Annotated in this window: 2 protein-coding genes; both read right to left on the reverse strand. The window is 70.7% G+C overall.

The window, feature by feature from the left end; translation table 11 throughout:
* Nucleotides 1–50: 50 nt before the first annotated feature.
* Nucleotides 51–13,772 (reverse strand): amino acid adenylation domain-containing protein, encoded by a 13,722-nt coding sequence (locus tag ACFVMC_RS32470; protein WP_379216695.1) that lies wholly within the window; start codon nucleotides 13,770–13,772, stop codon nucleotides 51–53.
* A 364-nt stretch (nucleotides 13,773–14,136) separates the two neighbouring features.
* Nucleotides 14,137–15,894, reverse strand: a complete 1,758-nt coding sequence (gene lnt / locus ACFVMC_RS32475; protein WP_379216696.1) for an apolipoprotein N-acyltransferase — start codon at nucleotides 15,892–15,894, stop codon at nucleotides 14,137–14,139.
* Nucleotides 15,895–15,919 lie beyond the last annotated feature (25 nt).

The following is a 15,919-nucleotide window of genomic DNA, read 5'->3' on the forward strand; positions in this document are numbered from 1 at the left end:
GGGGATGGCGGTCGGCGAAGCCGACGGGGTGGGTAAAGGCCGGCCCTGGGTCACTGAACGGTCTCCTTCTCCTCGGTACGAGCTGACGTGGTGTCGAGCTGCCGGTGCAGGACCGGGCCGATCACGGCGAGCGCTTCCGGTGTGGTCATCGCCGAATGGCGGCACGGCAGCGAGTAGTCGTGGATCTCGCCGGTGACGAACGGTTCCCAGGCCGCGGCGCGACGGTCGGGGTCGGCCTGGTTGACCTCGTCGGCGGCCGCGGTGAAGAAGACCAGGTCACCCTCGAAGGTGCGCGGGCGGAAGCCGTGCGCCTGCACCGTCCCGTTGGTGTAACCGGTGTACAGCCGTTCCAGGTGGTCGATGGTGAGCGCCGCGAACGGACCCGGTTGGGCGCGCAACAGTTCGGCGGCGTCGCGCAGGTTCATGGCCGGGTCGAGTTCGAGATCGCCGAGGCTGTCGCCGCCGAATTCCTCGATGATCTCGGCGACGTTCGGAATCGCGTGCTCGAGCCAGGCGTCGGAGAGCCGGTAGCTGTCCATCATGGCGAGCAGTTCGACCTGTTCGCCCGCCTCCTGCAACTGGACCGCGATCTCGTGCGCGATCAGCCCGCCCAGCGACCAGCCGAGCAGATGGTACGGCCCGGACGGCTGGATCGACTTGATCCGGTCCACATAGTGTCGTGCGGCCAGCGCGATCGAGTCGAAGCCGTCCTGCCCCGCCACGTGCGGCGACTGCAATCCGTAGACGGGGCGGTCCGGCGGCAGGTGCCGGAGCAGACCCGAATAGCACCAGGACAATCCGATCGCCGGATGCACGCAGAACAGCGGGCCCGGCCCGGAGGCCGAGGTGAGCGGACGGATCGGCAGCACCGGCGCGAGCGCGGCCGCCATGGCCGCCTCCGCGCCGCCTTCGCCGGCCAGCCGGGCCGCGATGGCCGCCGGGGTGGCCTCGCCGAACATCAGCTGGACCGGCAGGTCGACGCCGGTGGCGCGCAGCTGCGCGACCACCTTGGTGGCCAGCAGCGAGTTGCCGCCGAGTTCGAAGAACCCGTCGTCGGCGCCGACCGTCTCGGCCCCGAGCACGCTCGCGAACGCCGCGCACAGTGCCGCCTCGATCGGGGTGGCGGGCGCCCGGTAGCCGACGGTCGCGGTGAACACCGGCTCCGGCAGCGCCTGGCGGTCCAGCTTGCCCACGGGACTGAGCGGCACCGCGTCGATCAGCATGATCGATTGCGGGACCATGTAATTCGGCACCAGCGCGGATACGTGCTGATGCAGTTCGGCCACGCCGGGCGCGGCGCCGTCGCACGGTTTGACGTAGGCGACCAGCGCGGTCGCGCCCGCCTGCGTGCGATGTCCGATGGTGATGGCGAACTCCACCTGCGGATGCCGGACCAGGGCGGCGTCGATCTCGCCGAGCTCGATGCGGAAGCCGCGGATCTTGACCTGATGGTCGGTGCGGCCGACGTACTCGATCTCGCGAGGGGCGGCGCTACTCGCTTCGGCCACCGAGCCGCTGTGCCACCGCACCAGATCACCGGTGCGGTACATGCGTTCGCCGGGTTTGCCGTACGGGTTGGCGACGAACCGCTGCGCGGTGAGCCCGGGCCGGTTGAGATAACCGCGGGCGAGCGCGTTGCCCGCCAGGTGCAGTTCCCCGGTGACGCCGACCGGCGCCGGGTACAGGCGCGGGTCCAGGATGGTGGCTCCGACACCGCGGATCGGGCCGCCGATGGTGATGGTCTCGCCGGGTGTCATCGGGTCGGAGATGACCGTGACGATGGTGGTCTCGGTCGGTCCATACACATTGTGCAGATGACGTCCAGGCGCCCAGCGGGTGACCAGATCCGGTGGCAGCGCCTCACCGCCGACCAGCACGTGCGCCAGCTCGGTGACCCCGGCCGGGTCGACGGTGCCGAGCGCGGAGGTGGTGATGAAGGCGTGCGTGATCGCCTCCTCGATCAGTACCTCGCGCAGATCCGCGCCGCCGACCACGCCGGGCGGGGTGATCACCAGGGTGGCCGCGCCGCCCAGAGCCAGCAGCAGGTCGAGCATCGCGGCGTCGAAGCTGGGCGTCGCGAAGTGCAGGACCCGGCACCCGGGCCGGACGTCGAAGCGCTGCGCGGTCTCGGCGGCGAAATTGGAGAGCCCGCCGTGCGTGACCACCACGCCCTTGGGCGTACCGGTGGACCCGGAGGTGTAGATGACGTACGCCGGGTTGTCCACGCGCAGTGGCGCGTTCCGCTCGGCCGCGGTGATCGGTTCGTCCGACGCGGAGAGCACCTCGGCCCGCAACTCCGGGTCGTCGAGGGTGAACCAGTGCGTACCGGGCGACGCCTCGTGCAGCTGATCACGGTACTCGGCGAGGGTGATGCCCATGCGCGCACCGGAATCGGTGAGCATGTGGGCGATGCGCTGCGGCGGGTACAACGGGTCGACGGGCACGAACGCCGCGCCCGCCTTCGCCACCGCGAGCATGGTGGCCACCGATTCGACCGACCGCGAAAGCCCCAGGGCCACCAGGGTTTCCGGGCCGACACCATCGCCGATCAGTACTCGGGCGAGCCGGTTGGTCCACCGGTCGAGCGCGTCGTAGCCGACCTGGGTGTCACCGGAGCGCAGGGCGGTGGCGGTGCGGTCGACCGCGGCCGCCGCCGCGAACACCTCCGGGAAGGTGATCGGCCGCTGCGGCTCGGGACCGCGGACCGGGGCCAGCCCGGACCATTCGGCCTGGTCCAGGATCTCCAGGTCGCCGACGGCGGCGGTGGGGTTGGCGGCGACGGCGGCGAGCAGGCGGGTCAGCCGGGTGCCCAGGCAGCGGGCGGTCGACTCGTCGAACAGATCGCTGGCGTAGTTCACCAGCAGCGCGATGCCGTCGGGTTCCCTGGTGTCCGTGTGGTTTTCGGTCAGCGTGAATTGCAGATCGAACTTGGCGACGCCGGCGTCGACCTCCTCGCCCGAGATACGCAGCCCGGGCAGCTCCAGGACCCGCACCGGCTGGTTCCGCACCGAGAGCATCACCTGGAACAGCGGGTGATGCGCCTGCGAGCGCGCCGGGTTGAGCACCTCCACCAGACGCTCGAACGGCAGGTCGGCGTGCGCGAAGGCATCCAGGTCGCCGTCGCGGACCTGGTGCAGCAGCTCGGTGAAACCGGTTGCCGGGTCGATCTCGGCGCGCAGCACCAGGGTATTGACGAACATGCCGATCATGCGGTCCAGCGCGGGGTGCCCGCGCCCGGCGATCGGCGTGCCGACGGTGATGTCGCCGACGCCGGTCATCCGGTGCAGCAGCACCGCGAGCGCGGTGTGCAGCACCATGAACATGCTGGCGTTGCTCGCGGACGCGAGCGCCGCGAGTTCCCGGTGGGTGAACGCGTCGATCGCGCACTCCACCTGACCGCCCCGGTAGGACGGCGCGGGCGGGCGCGGCCGGTCGGCGGGCACGCTGAGCAGTTCGGGGATGCCCCGCAGCCGCTCGCTCCAGTAGGCCAGCTGACGCCCGGCCACCGAGCTCGGATCGTCCTCGGCGCCGAGCGTATCCCGCTGCCACAGCGTGTAATCCGCGTACTGCACCTCGGGTTCGGGCCAATCGAAGTCCGTGTCCGCGCACGCCGCCCGGTAGGCCAGGGCGACCTCGGCCGCCAGCGGTTCCAGCGACCACCCATCCATTGCGATGTGGTGCACCACCAGCACCAGCACGTTCTCGGTGGAGGCGGCGGGCGGCAGCACACCGTCCGGATCCGGCTGCTCCGAGACCGTGATCAGGGCCGCGCGCATCGGCACCTGGTCGGCCAGGTCGAAGCCCGGAGCCGCGAAACTCCGCACCGCGCCCTCGACTTCGCCGGGCGTGACGGTGGCGACGAACAGGGTGGTTGCGGCGTCGGCCGCGTCGAGCACGCACTGCTCGGGCCGGCCGTCGCGTTCGGGGAACACCGTGCGCAGGGTCTCGTGCCGCCGCTGCACCTCGTGCAGCGCCCGCACCAGCGCGTCGACCTCCAACCGGCCGTTCAGGCGCAGCACCACGGGAATGTTGTAGGCGCCGTCGGAACCGCCCGCCCCGACCTCGTTGAATCGGTTGAGAAACCACAGCCGCCGCTGCGCCGCCGAGAGCGGAATGTGGGCCGGACGGTCCCGGCGCACCAGCTCCGGCCCCGTTCGATCGTCACCGGATCCGGCGTCCAGCAGGGCGGCGAGCTCGGCGACGGTCGGCGCACCGAAGACGCTGCGCACCTCGAGCCGCGCCGCACCGGCAGCGGCCAGCCGGGCCACCAATTGCGTTGCCAGCAACGAGTTTCCGCCGATGTCGAAGAAGCTGTCGTCCGCCGCGACGGACTCCGCGCCGAGCAGCTCGCCCATCACGCGGGCGACCAGCTGCTCGGATTCGGTCTCCGGCGCGCGCGTCGCCGCGCGCACGCTGAAGCGCGGTTCGGGCAGCGCGGCGGTGTCCAGCTTGCCGACCGGGGTCAGCGGCAGCTCGGTCAGCACCGTGATGGCCGCCGGAACCATATGCGCCGGAAGCTGATTCGCGACATGCGCGCGCAGCGCCTCGGTGTCGACGCCGCGCGGGCCGGCGGGCTGGACGTAGGAGACGATCCGATCCATCTCCGCGATCCGGTACACCTGGGTGTGCGCGTAGTTCACGCTCGGATGCGCGGCCAGCACATTGCTGATCTCGCCGAGTTCGATCCGGAAACCGCGCACCTTCACCTGATGGTCGCTGCGCCCGAGATAGACCAGTTCGCCCACGGTGTTCCAGCGCACCACGTCACCGGTGCGGTACATGCGCGAGCCGTGCGGTCCGTGCGGGTCGGCGACGAACCGGCCCGCGCTCAACCCGGCGCGATCGAAATAGCCGCGCGCCATACCGAATCCGCCGACGTAGAGGTCGCCGGGGACACCGGCGGGGACCGGCCGCAGCCGCTCGTCGAGTACCAGGGCGCGGGCGCCACGCACCGGGATGCCGATGGTGACCGGCAGTCCGGGCGTGAGCGGACCGGCCATGGTGACGACCACGGTGGTCTCGGTCGGACCGTAGCCGTTGAACATGGCCCGGCCGGGCGCCCAGTGCGCCACCAGGTTCGGGTCCAGCGCCTCGCCGCCGACGCAGATCGCCCGCAGCTCGGGCAGCGACCAGCGGTCGCGGTCCAGGGTGGCCAGTGCGGCCGGGGTCATGAACGTGTGGGTGATCCCCTCCCGCTCCATCAGCCCCGCGAGTTCGTCACCGCCGTAGACCTCCGGCGGGCAGATGACCAGCGCCGCACCGGATCCCCAGGCCAGCAGCACGTCGAACAGGGCGGCGTCGAAGCTGGGCGTGGAGAAGTGGAACACCCGCGAATCGCGGTCGATCCGCATGCGGTCGCGCAGGTCGTCGGCGAGGTTGGACAGGCCGCCGTGGGTGACGGCCACGCCCTTGGGTGTTCCGGTCGAGCCGGAGGTGTAGATGATGTAGGCGAGATCCTGGATCTGGGTGGCGCGGGTGCGCTCCCAGTCGTCGACCAGGGCGTCGTCGTGCTCGGCCAGCTCGCCGATCAGATGCTCGTCGTCGAGCAGCAGCCAGTCGGTGACCCGGCCACCGTCGTGCGGCTGCCCGGCCGCGCGCAGCCGGGCCGCGTACTCGGCGGTGGTGATGCCGGTCCAGCAACCGGAATCGGCCAGCATGTACCGGACACGGTCGGCCGGGTACTTGGGGTCGACGGGGACGAACGCCGCGCCCGCCTTGGTGACCGCGAGCACCGCGACCACGGATTCGATCGATCGGGTCAGGCCGAGCGCGACCCGATCGCCGGGACCGATGCCGCGGGCGATGAGCGCGCGGGCCAAACGGTTGGAGACCCGGTCGGTTTCGGCGTAGGTGAGCGTGATCGGCTCGCCGGCGGGGTCGGGCCGGGAGCTGAGCGCGAGGTTGTCGGGATGCATGTGCGCGGTGGCGGCGAAGCAGGCGGCCAGGGTGCACGGCGGGTTGGCCGCGGGACCGGTGGCCGGGGTGAGCAGGCGGCGCTCGGTTTCGGTGCGCGCGTCGATATCGCGGATCAGTACCCGCGGGTCGGCGGTCACCGCGGCCAGCACCCGCAGCAGCCGGTCGGCCAGGGTCTCGATCGTGACGGCATCGAAGAGCTCGGCGGCGTAGCCGAATTCGAAGGCCAGGCCGGACGCGTCGCCGATCGGGGCCGCGACCCGCAGCTCCAGATCGAACTTGGCCAGCGCGATGTCGAGTTCGTCCGCGTGCAGCGCCAGCCCCGGCAGTTCCAGGGCGGGCAGCGGCCCCTCCTGGACGGTCAGCGCCACCTGGAACAGCGGCGGCCGGCTGGTGGAGCGCACCTGCTTGCCGAGCTCCTCGACGATCCGCTCGAACGGCAGATCGGCGTGCTCCATGGCGGCGAGTTCGGTATCGCGATCCGCGCGCAGCAGCGCCGCGAACGAGTGGTCCGGGTCGACCTCCGAGCGCAGCACCAGGGTGTTGACGAACATGCCGACGAGCTCGTCGAGCTGGGCGTCGGTGCGGCCCGCGATCGGAGTGCCGATCACGATGTCGCGGCCGCCGGTGACGCAGCGCAGCAGCACCGCCAGCGCGGAGCGCAGCACCATGAACAGGCTGACGCCCTGCTCCCGGGCCAGCTCCGCCAGCGCCTGCTGCATCGGCTCGGGCACGGTGAACGCGACGGTGCCCGCCTCGTATCCCGGTGTCGCGGGACGTGGACGGTCGTAGGGCAGCGGGAGTTCCTCCGGAATCCCGGCCAGCGCGGTGCGCCAGTAGGCGAGCTGGCGGCTCGCGATGCTCTCCGGATCGTTCTGGTCGCCCAGAACCTCGCGCTGCCACAGCCCGAAGTCGCTGTACTGCACCGGCAGTGGCGTCCAGGCGGGCCGGGATCCGGCATGGCGTGCGACATAGGCGGTGGCCAGATCGCGGGTCAGCGGGGTCAGCGACCAGCCGTCGGCGGCGATGTGGTGCAGCGCGATGCCGAGCAGGTGCTGCCCGGATGTCGTGCGCAGCAAGCTGATTCGCAACGGAACCTCGGTGGTGAGATCGAAGCCGCGGCGTGCCAGGGCCCGCAGTGCCTGCTCGGCGCCGGCGTCGTCGGTGTCGCACGGGACGACCTCGGGCATCGCCTCGGCCAGCGGCAGCACCCGCTGCCACGGCCCCGCGCTGTCCTCCGGGAACACCGTGCGCAGCACTTCGTGCCGGTCCACCAGGTCGGTGAGCGCGGCCCGCAGCGCCGGTACATCCAGATCGCCGTCGATTCGTATGACGAATGCGATGTTGTAGGCGCTCGATTCGGGTGAGAATCGATTCAGGAACCACAGTCGCTGCTGCGGCAGCGACAATGGAATGCGTCCCGGACGCGGCGCGTGCACAGCCAGCGCCAGCCGCTGCGTCCGGGGCGCTTCCGTAAGCTGCTCGGCCACTCCGGCGACGGTCGGCGTTTCGAAGATCGCCCGTACCGGCAGGTCCACCCCGAATTCGGCGTGCAGCGCCGCGGCCAGGCGGGTGGCCAGCAGCGAGTTGCCGCCCACGTCGAAGAAACTGTCCTCGGCCCCGGTGACCGGATGCCCGAGTACCTGCCCGAACACCTCCGCGACCCGGCGTTCGCCATCCCCCTCGGGTGCGCGGGAACTGCCGACCGCCGCGAAAACCGGTTCCGGCAACGCTTTTCGATCGAGTTTGCCCGCCTGGGTGACGGGCATCTCGGCCAGCACGATGACCGAGGCGGGCACCATGTAGCCGGGCAGCCGCTGCCGCGCGGTCTCGGCGACCTCGGCGCCGGTGACCGGTGCGGCGGCGGTCACGTAGGCGGCCAGGCGGGGCTGGCCGTGCTCGTCGGTGTGCACGACGGTCAGCGCGAAGCTCACCCCCGGATGGGTGCGCAGCACATGATCGATCTCGCTGAGCTCGATCCGGAAGCCGCGGATCTTGATCTGGTCGTCGGCGCGCCCCAGGAACCGCAGGTGCCCGGCGGCGTCGGCGACCACGAGATCGCCGGTGCGATACATGCGTTCACCGCGACGGCCGTGCGGGTTGGCCGGGAACCGCTGCGCGGTCAGGCCCAGGCGGCCGAGGTAGCCGCGCGCCAGACCGGGCCCGGACAGATACAGCTCACCCGGTGTACCCGGCGGCACCGGATGCAGCCGTCCGTCGAGCACGAACAGGCGCATGCCGCGCACCGGAAGCCCCAGCGGCACCGGCTTTCCGGCCCGCATCGGACCCGAGGCGGTCGCGGCGACGGTGGCCTCCGACGGGCCGTACATATTGTGGATCCGGTGCCGCCGCGACCAGGTCGCCACCAGCTCCTCCGAGCACGCCTCGCCGCCGACGACGACGGCCTCGAGCTGGTCGAGATTCTCGTCGGGCACCGTCGCCAGCGCGGCCGGGGTGATGAACGCGTGCGTGATCCGTTCTGCGCGCAGCAGATTCGCCAGTTCCGCGCCGCCGTACAGCCCGGCCGGAGCGACCACGAGGGTGGCGCCCGCGGCGAAACCGAGCAGCAACTCCAGGACCGAGGCGTCGAAGCTCGGCGAGGAGAAGTGCAGGGTCCGCGCCGCGTCGGTGACGCCGAACAGGTGCATCTGCTCGTGTGCGAGCGAGGCCAGACCGGCGTGCGTGACCACGACGGCCTTGGGCTTCCCGGTGGACCCCGAGGTGTAGATCAGGTAGGCCGGGTGCGCGACCCGCAGCGGCTGATGCCGTTCGGTATCGCGGATCGGGGCGGTGCTGTAGCGCGCGGATTCCTCGGCCAGCGTGTCGGATCCGAGGACCAGCCAGTCCATGGACTGGCGACGGTGCTTGCCGGTGGCGCTGGGCCAGGCGGGCATGGTGGCCAAGCAGTCCGGCACGGTCAACCCGATCATGGCGCCCGAGTCGGCGATCATGTGCCCGATCCGCTCGGCCGGGTAGCCCGGATCGATAGGCACGTAGGCGGCGCCGGTCTTGGCGACGGCCCAGACGGCGGCCACGGAGTCCAGGCCGCGCGGCAGCGCGACGGCGACCACGACCTCCGGTCCGGCGCCGTGCCCGATCAGCACCCGCGCCAGGCGATTCGACTGCTCGTCGAGCTCCCGGTAGGTGGTGTCGCGGCCGTCGAAGCGCACCGCGACCGCGTCGGGCAGACGCTCGGCGATCTCGGTCAGCATGCGGGCCAGGGTGACCGCCGGTTCGGCCGGCGACCCGGCGATCGGCACCAGCTTGGCGGCCTCGCGACGGTCCAGGATCTCGATATCGCCGACCGGGGTGCCGGGCGCGGCGACGACGGCGTCGAGCACCGTGACGAACCGGCGCGCGAACGCGGCCACCGTGCGCTCGTCGAAAACATCTGTGGCATAGCCGAATTCGGCGGTCATCGGGCCGTCGGCCTGCCCGTCGCGGATCTCGAGCTGCAGGTCGAACTTGGCGATGCCCGCGTCCAGCGGCAGGATCTCGGCCCGCACCGGCGCGCCGCCGATACCCGGCAGTTCGACGCGCAGCTCGGTGGCGCGGTCGTAGGAGAGCATGACCTGGAACAGGGGGTGGCGGGCCGCCGAACGGTCCGGGTTGACCACCTCGACCAGCCGCTCGAACGGTACGTCGGCATTGGCGAAGGCGTTCAGGTCGGTTTCACGAACCAGGTCGAGCATCCGATCGAAGCCCGCGGCCGGGTCGACCTCGGTACGCAGCACCAAGGTGTTGACGAACATGCCGACCAGGTCGTCCAGCGCCGGATCGGACCGGCCCGCAATGGGCGTGCCGATCGCGATATCGCCGCTGCCGCACAGCCGGGCCAGCAACGTCGCCAGCGCGGCGTGCAACACCATGAACATGCTGACGCCTCGGGCAGCCGCGAGTTCGCTCGCCGCCCTGCGGGTTTCGGCGGAGATGGTGAACTCCACCCGGCCGCCGCCGGTGCCGCGGCGCAGCGGGCGGGGGCGGTCCAGGGGCAGGTCCAGCTGATCGGGCAGGCCGTCCAGGGCGGTGCGCCAGAAGGCGAGCTGACGGCTCAGCGCGCTGGACTCGTCGGATTCGTCGCCGAGCAGTTCACGCTGCCACAGCGCATAGTCGGCGTACTGCACCGGCAGCGGCGACCACGCGGGCGCGGCGCCGAGCGACCGGGCGGCCACGGCGGACATCAGGTCGCGGGCCAGCGGCGCCACCGACCAGCCGTCACCGCAGATGTGGTGCAGCACCAGCAGGAACACGTGCGTGTCCGGTCCGGTCGACCACAGCGCCACCCGGATCGGGGCCTGGCTGCGCAGATCGAACCCGTAACCGGCGAATTCGGCCGCCAGCTCGGCGGCGTCGGCGCCGGAGGCATCGATCGGATCCAGCGTGAGTGGGATCTCCGCGGCCGGATGCACCACCTGGTAGGGGCCCGCCGGGGACTCGGGGAAGGTGCTGCGCAGGCTCTCGTGCCGTTCCAGCACGTCGATCAGCCCGGCCCGCAAGGCGTTCAGATCGAGCGGGCCGTCGACCTGGACCGCCAGCGACATGTTGTAGGCGGCGGCGTGCTCGGCGAAGCGGTTCAGGATCCACAGCCGCTGCTGTGCCAGCGACAGCGGAATCCGGTCCGGGCGTGGGCCTGCCACGAGTTTCGGAGTCGCGGCGGGGGTGTGCGTGGCGAAGCGGACGGTGAGCGCGGCGATCGACGCGGCCTCGAACAGGTCGCGAATGGTGAGCCCGGCGTCCAGCGCGGCGTTGATCCGAGCGACCGCGCGGGCCGCGACCAGGGAGTTGCCACCGAGGTCGAAGAAGTTGTCGGCGGTGCCGATCTCGGCGACGTCGAGATCGAGCACCTCGGCGAAGATCCCGGCCAGGGTGCGTTCCACCTCGGTGCTCGGCGCGGAACGCACGTGCTGCGGGCGCGCCGCGGCGGCGGGCGCAGGCAGGGCCTTGCGGTCGATCTTGCCGTTGGAGTTGAGCGGTAGTTCGCCGAGCGCCACGAGCACGGCGGGCACCATGTAGCCGGGCAGGGTCTGGCGCAGCGCGGTGAGCAGGGCGACGGTATCCACGGTGCGGCCCGGGACGGGCACCACGTAGCCGACGAGTTCGTCACCGGTGCGGCTGGCGCGGGCCACGCAGACCGCTCGGGACACGGTGTCGTCGGCCGCGAGGGCGGCTTCGATCTCGCCGAGTTCGATGCGCAGGCCACGGATCTTGACCTGGAAGTCGGTGCGGCCCAGGTAGTCCAGCACTCCGACGGTGTCGTCGGCCGGGTCGGCGCCGTGATCGGGGGCGACCTGCCAGCGAGCCAGATCGCCGGTGCGGTACATGCGCGCGCCGGGAGTGAACGGGTTGGCCACGAAACGGTCGGCGGTCAGGCGGGGCCGGCCGAGGTAGCCGCGAGCCAGTTGCACGCCCGCCAGGTACAGCTCGCCGATCGCGCCGGGCGGGACCGGGCGCAACTGCGGGTCGAGCACGTAGGTCTGGGTGTTCCAGACCGGACTGCCGATCGGCACGGTGTGCGGTTCGGGTGGGCACGCCCAATAGGTGACGTCGACCGCGGCCTCGGTCGGTCCGTACAGGTTGTGCAGTGCGGTGTCCGGCAGGGCAGCCCGGAAGTCGCGGACGGTGGCTGCGGGCAGTGCCTCGCCGCTGCAGAACACCTGGCGCAGGCCGGTGCAGCCGTGCACGTCGGCGTCGCTGACGAACACCGACAGCATGGACGGCACGAAATGCGCCGTGGTGATCTGCTTGTCGATGATCAGCCGAGCCAGGTACACCGGATCGCGGTGCCCGTCCGGCGCGGCGACCACCAGCCGGGCCCCGATCTGCAAGGGCCAGAAGAACTCCCACACCGAGACGTCGAAGGTGGTCGGCGTCTTCTGCAGTACCGCGTCGGTGGCGTCCAGCGGGTAGGCGTGCTGCATCCAGCGCAGCCGGTTGACGATGGCGGCGTGCGGAACGCCGACCCCCTTGGGCTTGCCGGTCGACCCGGAGGTGAACAGCACGTAGGCGAGGTGGTCGGGGCGCAGCGGGGCGCGCCGGTCGGCGTCGGTGACCGGCGCGCCGTCGAACTCGGACAGGTCGAGCGTGTCGACGGCAAGCGTCGGCACCTCGTCGGACAGGGTGGGGCCCTCGGCGGTCCTCAGCACACAGACCGGCCGGGCCTGCCGGGTGATCTCCTCGATCCGGTCCGCCGGATGGTCCGGATCCAGCGGCAGATACGCCGCGCCCGCCTTGACGATCGCGTACATGCCGACGACCAGGTCGACGCCGCGGCGCAGGCACAGCCCGACGGTGCTGTCCGGGCCCGCGCCGCGCGCGATGAGCAGCCGGGCCAGGCGGTTGGCCCGCTCGTCGAATTCGCCGTAGGTCAGTGCGTCGTCACCGAATTCGACGGCGACGCTGTCCGGGCAGAGGCCGGCCTGAATGGCGAACAGACCGGCCAGGGTGCCCGCCTGGACCGGTGCCTCGGTGGCATTCCAGTCGTAGAGCACCGCGTCGCGCTCGGCGGCGGTGATCGCGGTGAGCGTGGCAGTCCGGGTGGCCGGATCGGCGGCCAGGAAACGACTCAGGAAATCCAGGAAACGCGTGTGGTGGGCGCTGTTCTCGGCCTCGGTGTACAGGCGGTTGTTGGCCTCGAAGTTGACGTGGATGCGGCCGCCGTCGCCGTTGTAGAGGTTGACCGAGATGTCCTCGACCGGGCCGGTGGCCAGCACGCGCAGCGAACCCGGCAGGCTGCCGAACTCGAGCTCGTTGTGGAACAGCATGATGTTGACCATCGGGCCGAAGAAGCCGCGCGAATCCCGGGAGTAGCCGCAGTCGCGGCGGATATCGTCGCTGCGGTAGCGCTGATGGCGCAGCGCGCCGGTGATCTGGAGTTCGGCGGCCCGCACCGCGTCGGCCACCGTGGTCTGCGCGCCGAAACGAATCCGGATCGGGACCACGTTCGACACCACGCCCGCGGAGCGGCGCAGCGCGACCGTGGTGCGCGCGGACACCGGAAGACTCAGCACCACATCCGGATTGCCGGTGACCGAGCGTACGTAGCAGGCCAGCGCGGCGACGAACAGGGTGGAGGAATGAGTGCCGAAGGCCGCCATCGCGGCGGTCATGGCGGCGTCGGTGTCGGTATCGAGCAGCGCGGTGGCGGTGCGGCGGCCCGTGTCGTGGGTCGAGCCGGTGGTTCCGGTGGACAGCGACGGCATCTCCCCCGCGCCCGCGAGTTGCTCGGACCAGTACTCGCGGTCGTTGCGGAAACGGCTGGAATCGCGGTAGCTCTGCTCGTCGGCGTAGATGGTGGCCAGCGGGGTCGCGCGCGACACGGCGGGCTCGGTCCGGTGCTCGAGCGCGGTGTAGATCTCGGCGGTGCGGGTGAGTGCGTTCATGGCGCCGTAGCCGTCGATCACGATGTGGTGAGCGCGGGCGTACCAGATGTAGTCGGCGTCGCCGACGCGCAGCACCACGTTGGTGGTCAGCGGATCGCGCTCCAGGTCGATCGGTGAGCCGGCGTGCACCTCCATCCAGCGCAGCGCGGCCGCCTTCGGGTCGGCCTCGTCGCGCAGATCGATCCGGGCCCAGCCGGGACGGATCGACAGGTCGACCACCTGGTGCGGAATGCCATCGATCTCGAGCAGGCGGACATGACCGACCTCGGTCTCGGCACCGAACCGTTCGATCGCGTACAGCAGACGGCCGACGTCCAGGTCACCGCGGATCTCTACGTACTGGGCGACGGTGAGCGGCACCTCCGGACGGATCCGCTGCGCGTACCACATGCCCGACTGCGCGGGTGTCAGCGGAAATGGTTGTGCCGAGAATTCGCTGGACGAGCATTGGTCTACGCGTTCGGTGGCCAATGACCTCATCAAATCACTCCGTTCTGCCGCAGTCGACGCAACTCCCCGAGCCCCACCACAGCCCGCGCACGCGCCAGCCGTAGGACGTGATCCACGCCCTATGATTCGGAGCATCAAGACCAACGGATGGTCGCGGATCTGGATTTGTTTCACATTGAAGTGCGTTGGCGGAGCGCCGAATTCGATAGCTATCTTCTAGCTACTTTATGATTTTATCGGCATACGCATGAGAAATACCGTCATCAGGTCTGCGGGAGAACCATTTCCGAGCCCGCTGGCTACAGGAAAGCGAACAGCGTGCAGCGGCCCGGGGCCAGTCGCACCGGCCCCGGAGTCCACGGGGTGTTCGGTTAGCGGGGTGCGTCGTCTCGCGTCAGCCGCGCGGCTGGGCGAGAGCGTCGGGCGCGGCGGCGGCCGCGCGGCGCGCCCGGCGTCGGGCCCACAGCACCGCCACCACAGCGGCACCGGTGAGGATAACGGACAGCAGTTCCGGTACGGGGCCGAATCGGGTAGCGAGTGTTGTGCTGTCCCGCAACGGAAGATCGGCGACCAGCGCCGCCGGCTCGAACAGCGGCGTCTGCTGGGCCACCGCGCCGTCCGCGGTGATGATCGCGCTGACTCCCGAGGTGGCGGCCACCACCAGGGCCCGGCCGTGCTCCACGGCACGCACCCGCGACATCGCCAGCTGCTGGTAGGTCATCTCGCTGTCACCGAAGGTGGCGTTGTTGGTGGGCACCGTCAGCAGATCCGCGCCGGCGCGCATCGAATCACGGAAAGCCCGGTCGAAGGCGACCTCGTAGCAGGTTGCCACACCGAGGTCCACGCCGTTCGCCCGGACCGTGCCGTCACCGCTGCCGGGCACGAAATAGCCTGCGCGGTCGGCATATTCGGAGAACAGACGGAAGAACGAGCGCATCGGCAGATATTCACCGAACGGCTGGATGATCTTCTTGTCGTGGCGCTCCCCCGGGCCGGTCGCATCCCACACCATCACCGAGTTGGTGGTGGTGCGATCACCGTTCACCAGGACCGCGCCCACCAGGATCGGCGCCTCGATCTCGGCGGCCGCCTGCGTGATCAGCTGTTGCGCGTCCGCATTGCGCAGCGGATCGATATCGGATGAATTCTCCGGCCAGATCACCACATCCGGCTGTTTCGCCGTCCCCGCCGCGACTGCCCGGGCCAATTCCCCGGTGCGCCGGACATGGTTGTCCAGCACGGCGCGCCGCTGCTCGTTGAAATCCAGTCCGAGCCGCGGCACGCTGCCCTGGATCGCGGCGACCGTGATCATCCGGTCGCCCTCGTCCGGGCCGGGCAGCGCGGTCCGAAGGATCACTCCGGTAAGAGGCATGATAGCCAGAGTCACTGCCGCAGCAATAATCCCAACCCGACCACCCCACCTGACCTGCGAATCCTCTTTCGCAACCGAAGATTCCGGATCGCTAGCCAGCGCCCCCTCATGCTCGACGGCCGAGACCGATCCGCCCGACACAGAACCCTGCCCGGCACCACCCGGCACCGCTCCGGCACGGCCAGCACCATCTGACAGCGCATCGCCTGGTGATCGAGCGCGCAGGCGATCACCGAGCGCGACCATTCCGGTTCCGGTCAGCGCCACGGCGAACCCGATCAACGGCGCTCCGCCGACCATCGCCAGCGGCAGGAACCAGCCGTCGGCCTGCCCGAATGCCAGCCGCCCCCAGGGGAATCCGCCGAACGGGAAACTCGACCGCACCCACTCCGTGGTCACCCACGCCAGCGCGACCCACACCGGCCATCCCCGCAGCCCCCCGAGCAGCCGGGCCAACACCCCGAACAACCCGACATACACCGCGCACACCGCCGACAGCGCCAACCACGGCACCGGCCCCACATAGATCCCGGTCCACGGCAGCAGCGGCAGAAAGAACCCCAGCCCGGCCAGCACCCCGTATCCGAACCCGCCACGCAGCCGGCCACTCCCCCGCACCACGAGCGTCAGTAGCGCGATCCCGAACGGCGCCAGAAACCAGAACGGCCGCGGCGGAAAACTCCCGAACAGCAGCGCCCCGGCCACCACCGCCCCCACCACCCGGCTCGCCACCGGATACCGCCCGACCACACCCACCATCGCCCCAAGTCCTCCACTCATCGCCCACCCCCTCCCTCAACAAATA

The sequence above is a fragment of the Nocardia sp. NPDC127579 genome (assembly GCF_042672005.1).
Lineage (GTDB): Bacteria > Actinomycetota > Actinomycetes > Mycobacteriales > Mycobacteriaceae > Nocardia.

What these genes read in the sequence shown, in the direction of transcription:
- ACFVMC_RS32470 (WP_379216695.1), bottom strand. Translation starts at nt 13,772, where the DNA reads ATGAGGTCATTGGCCACCGAACGCGTAGACCAATGCTCGTCCAGCGAA.
- lnt (WP_379216696.1), bottom strand. Translation starts at nt 15,894, where the DNA reads ATGAGTGGAGGACTTGGGGCGATGGTGGGTGTGGTCGGGCGGTATCCG.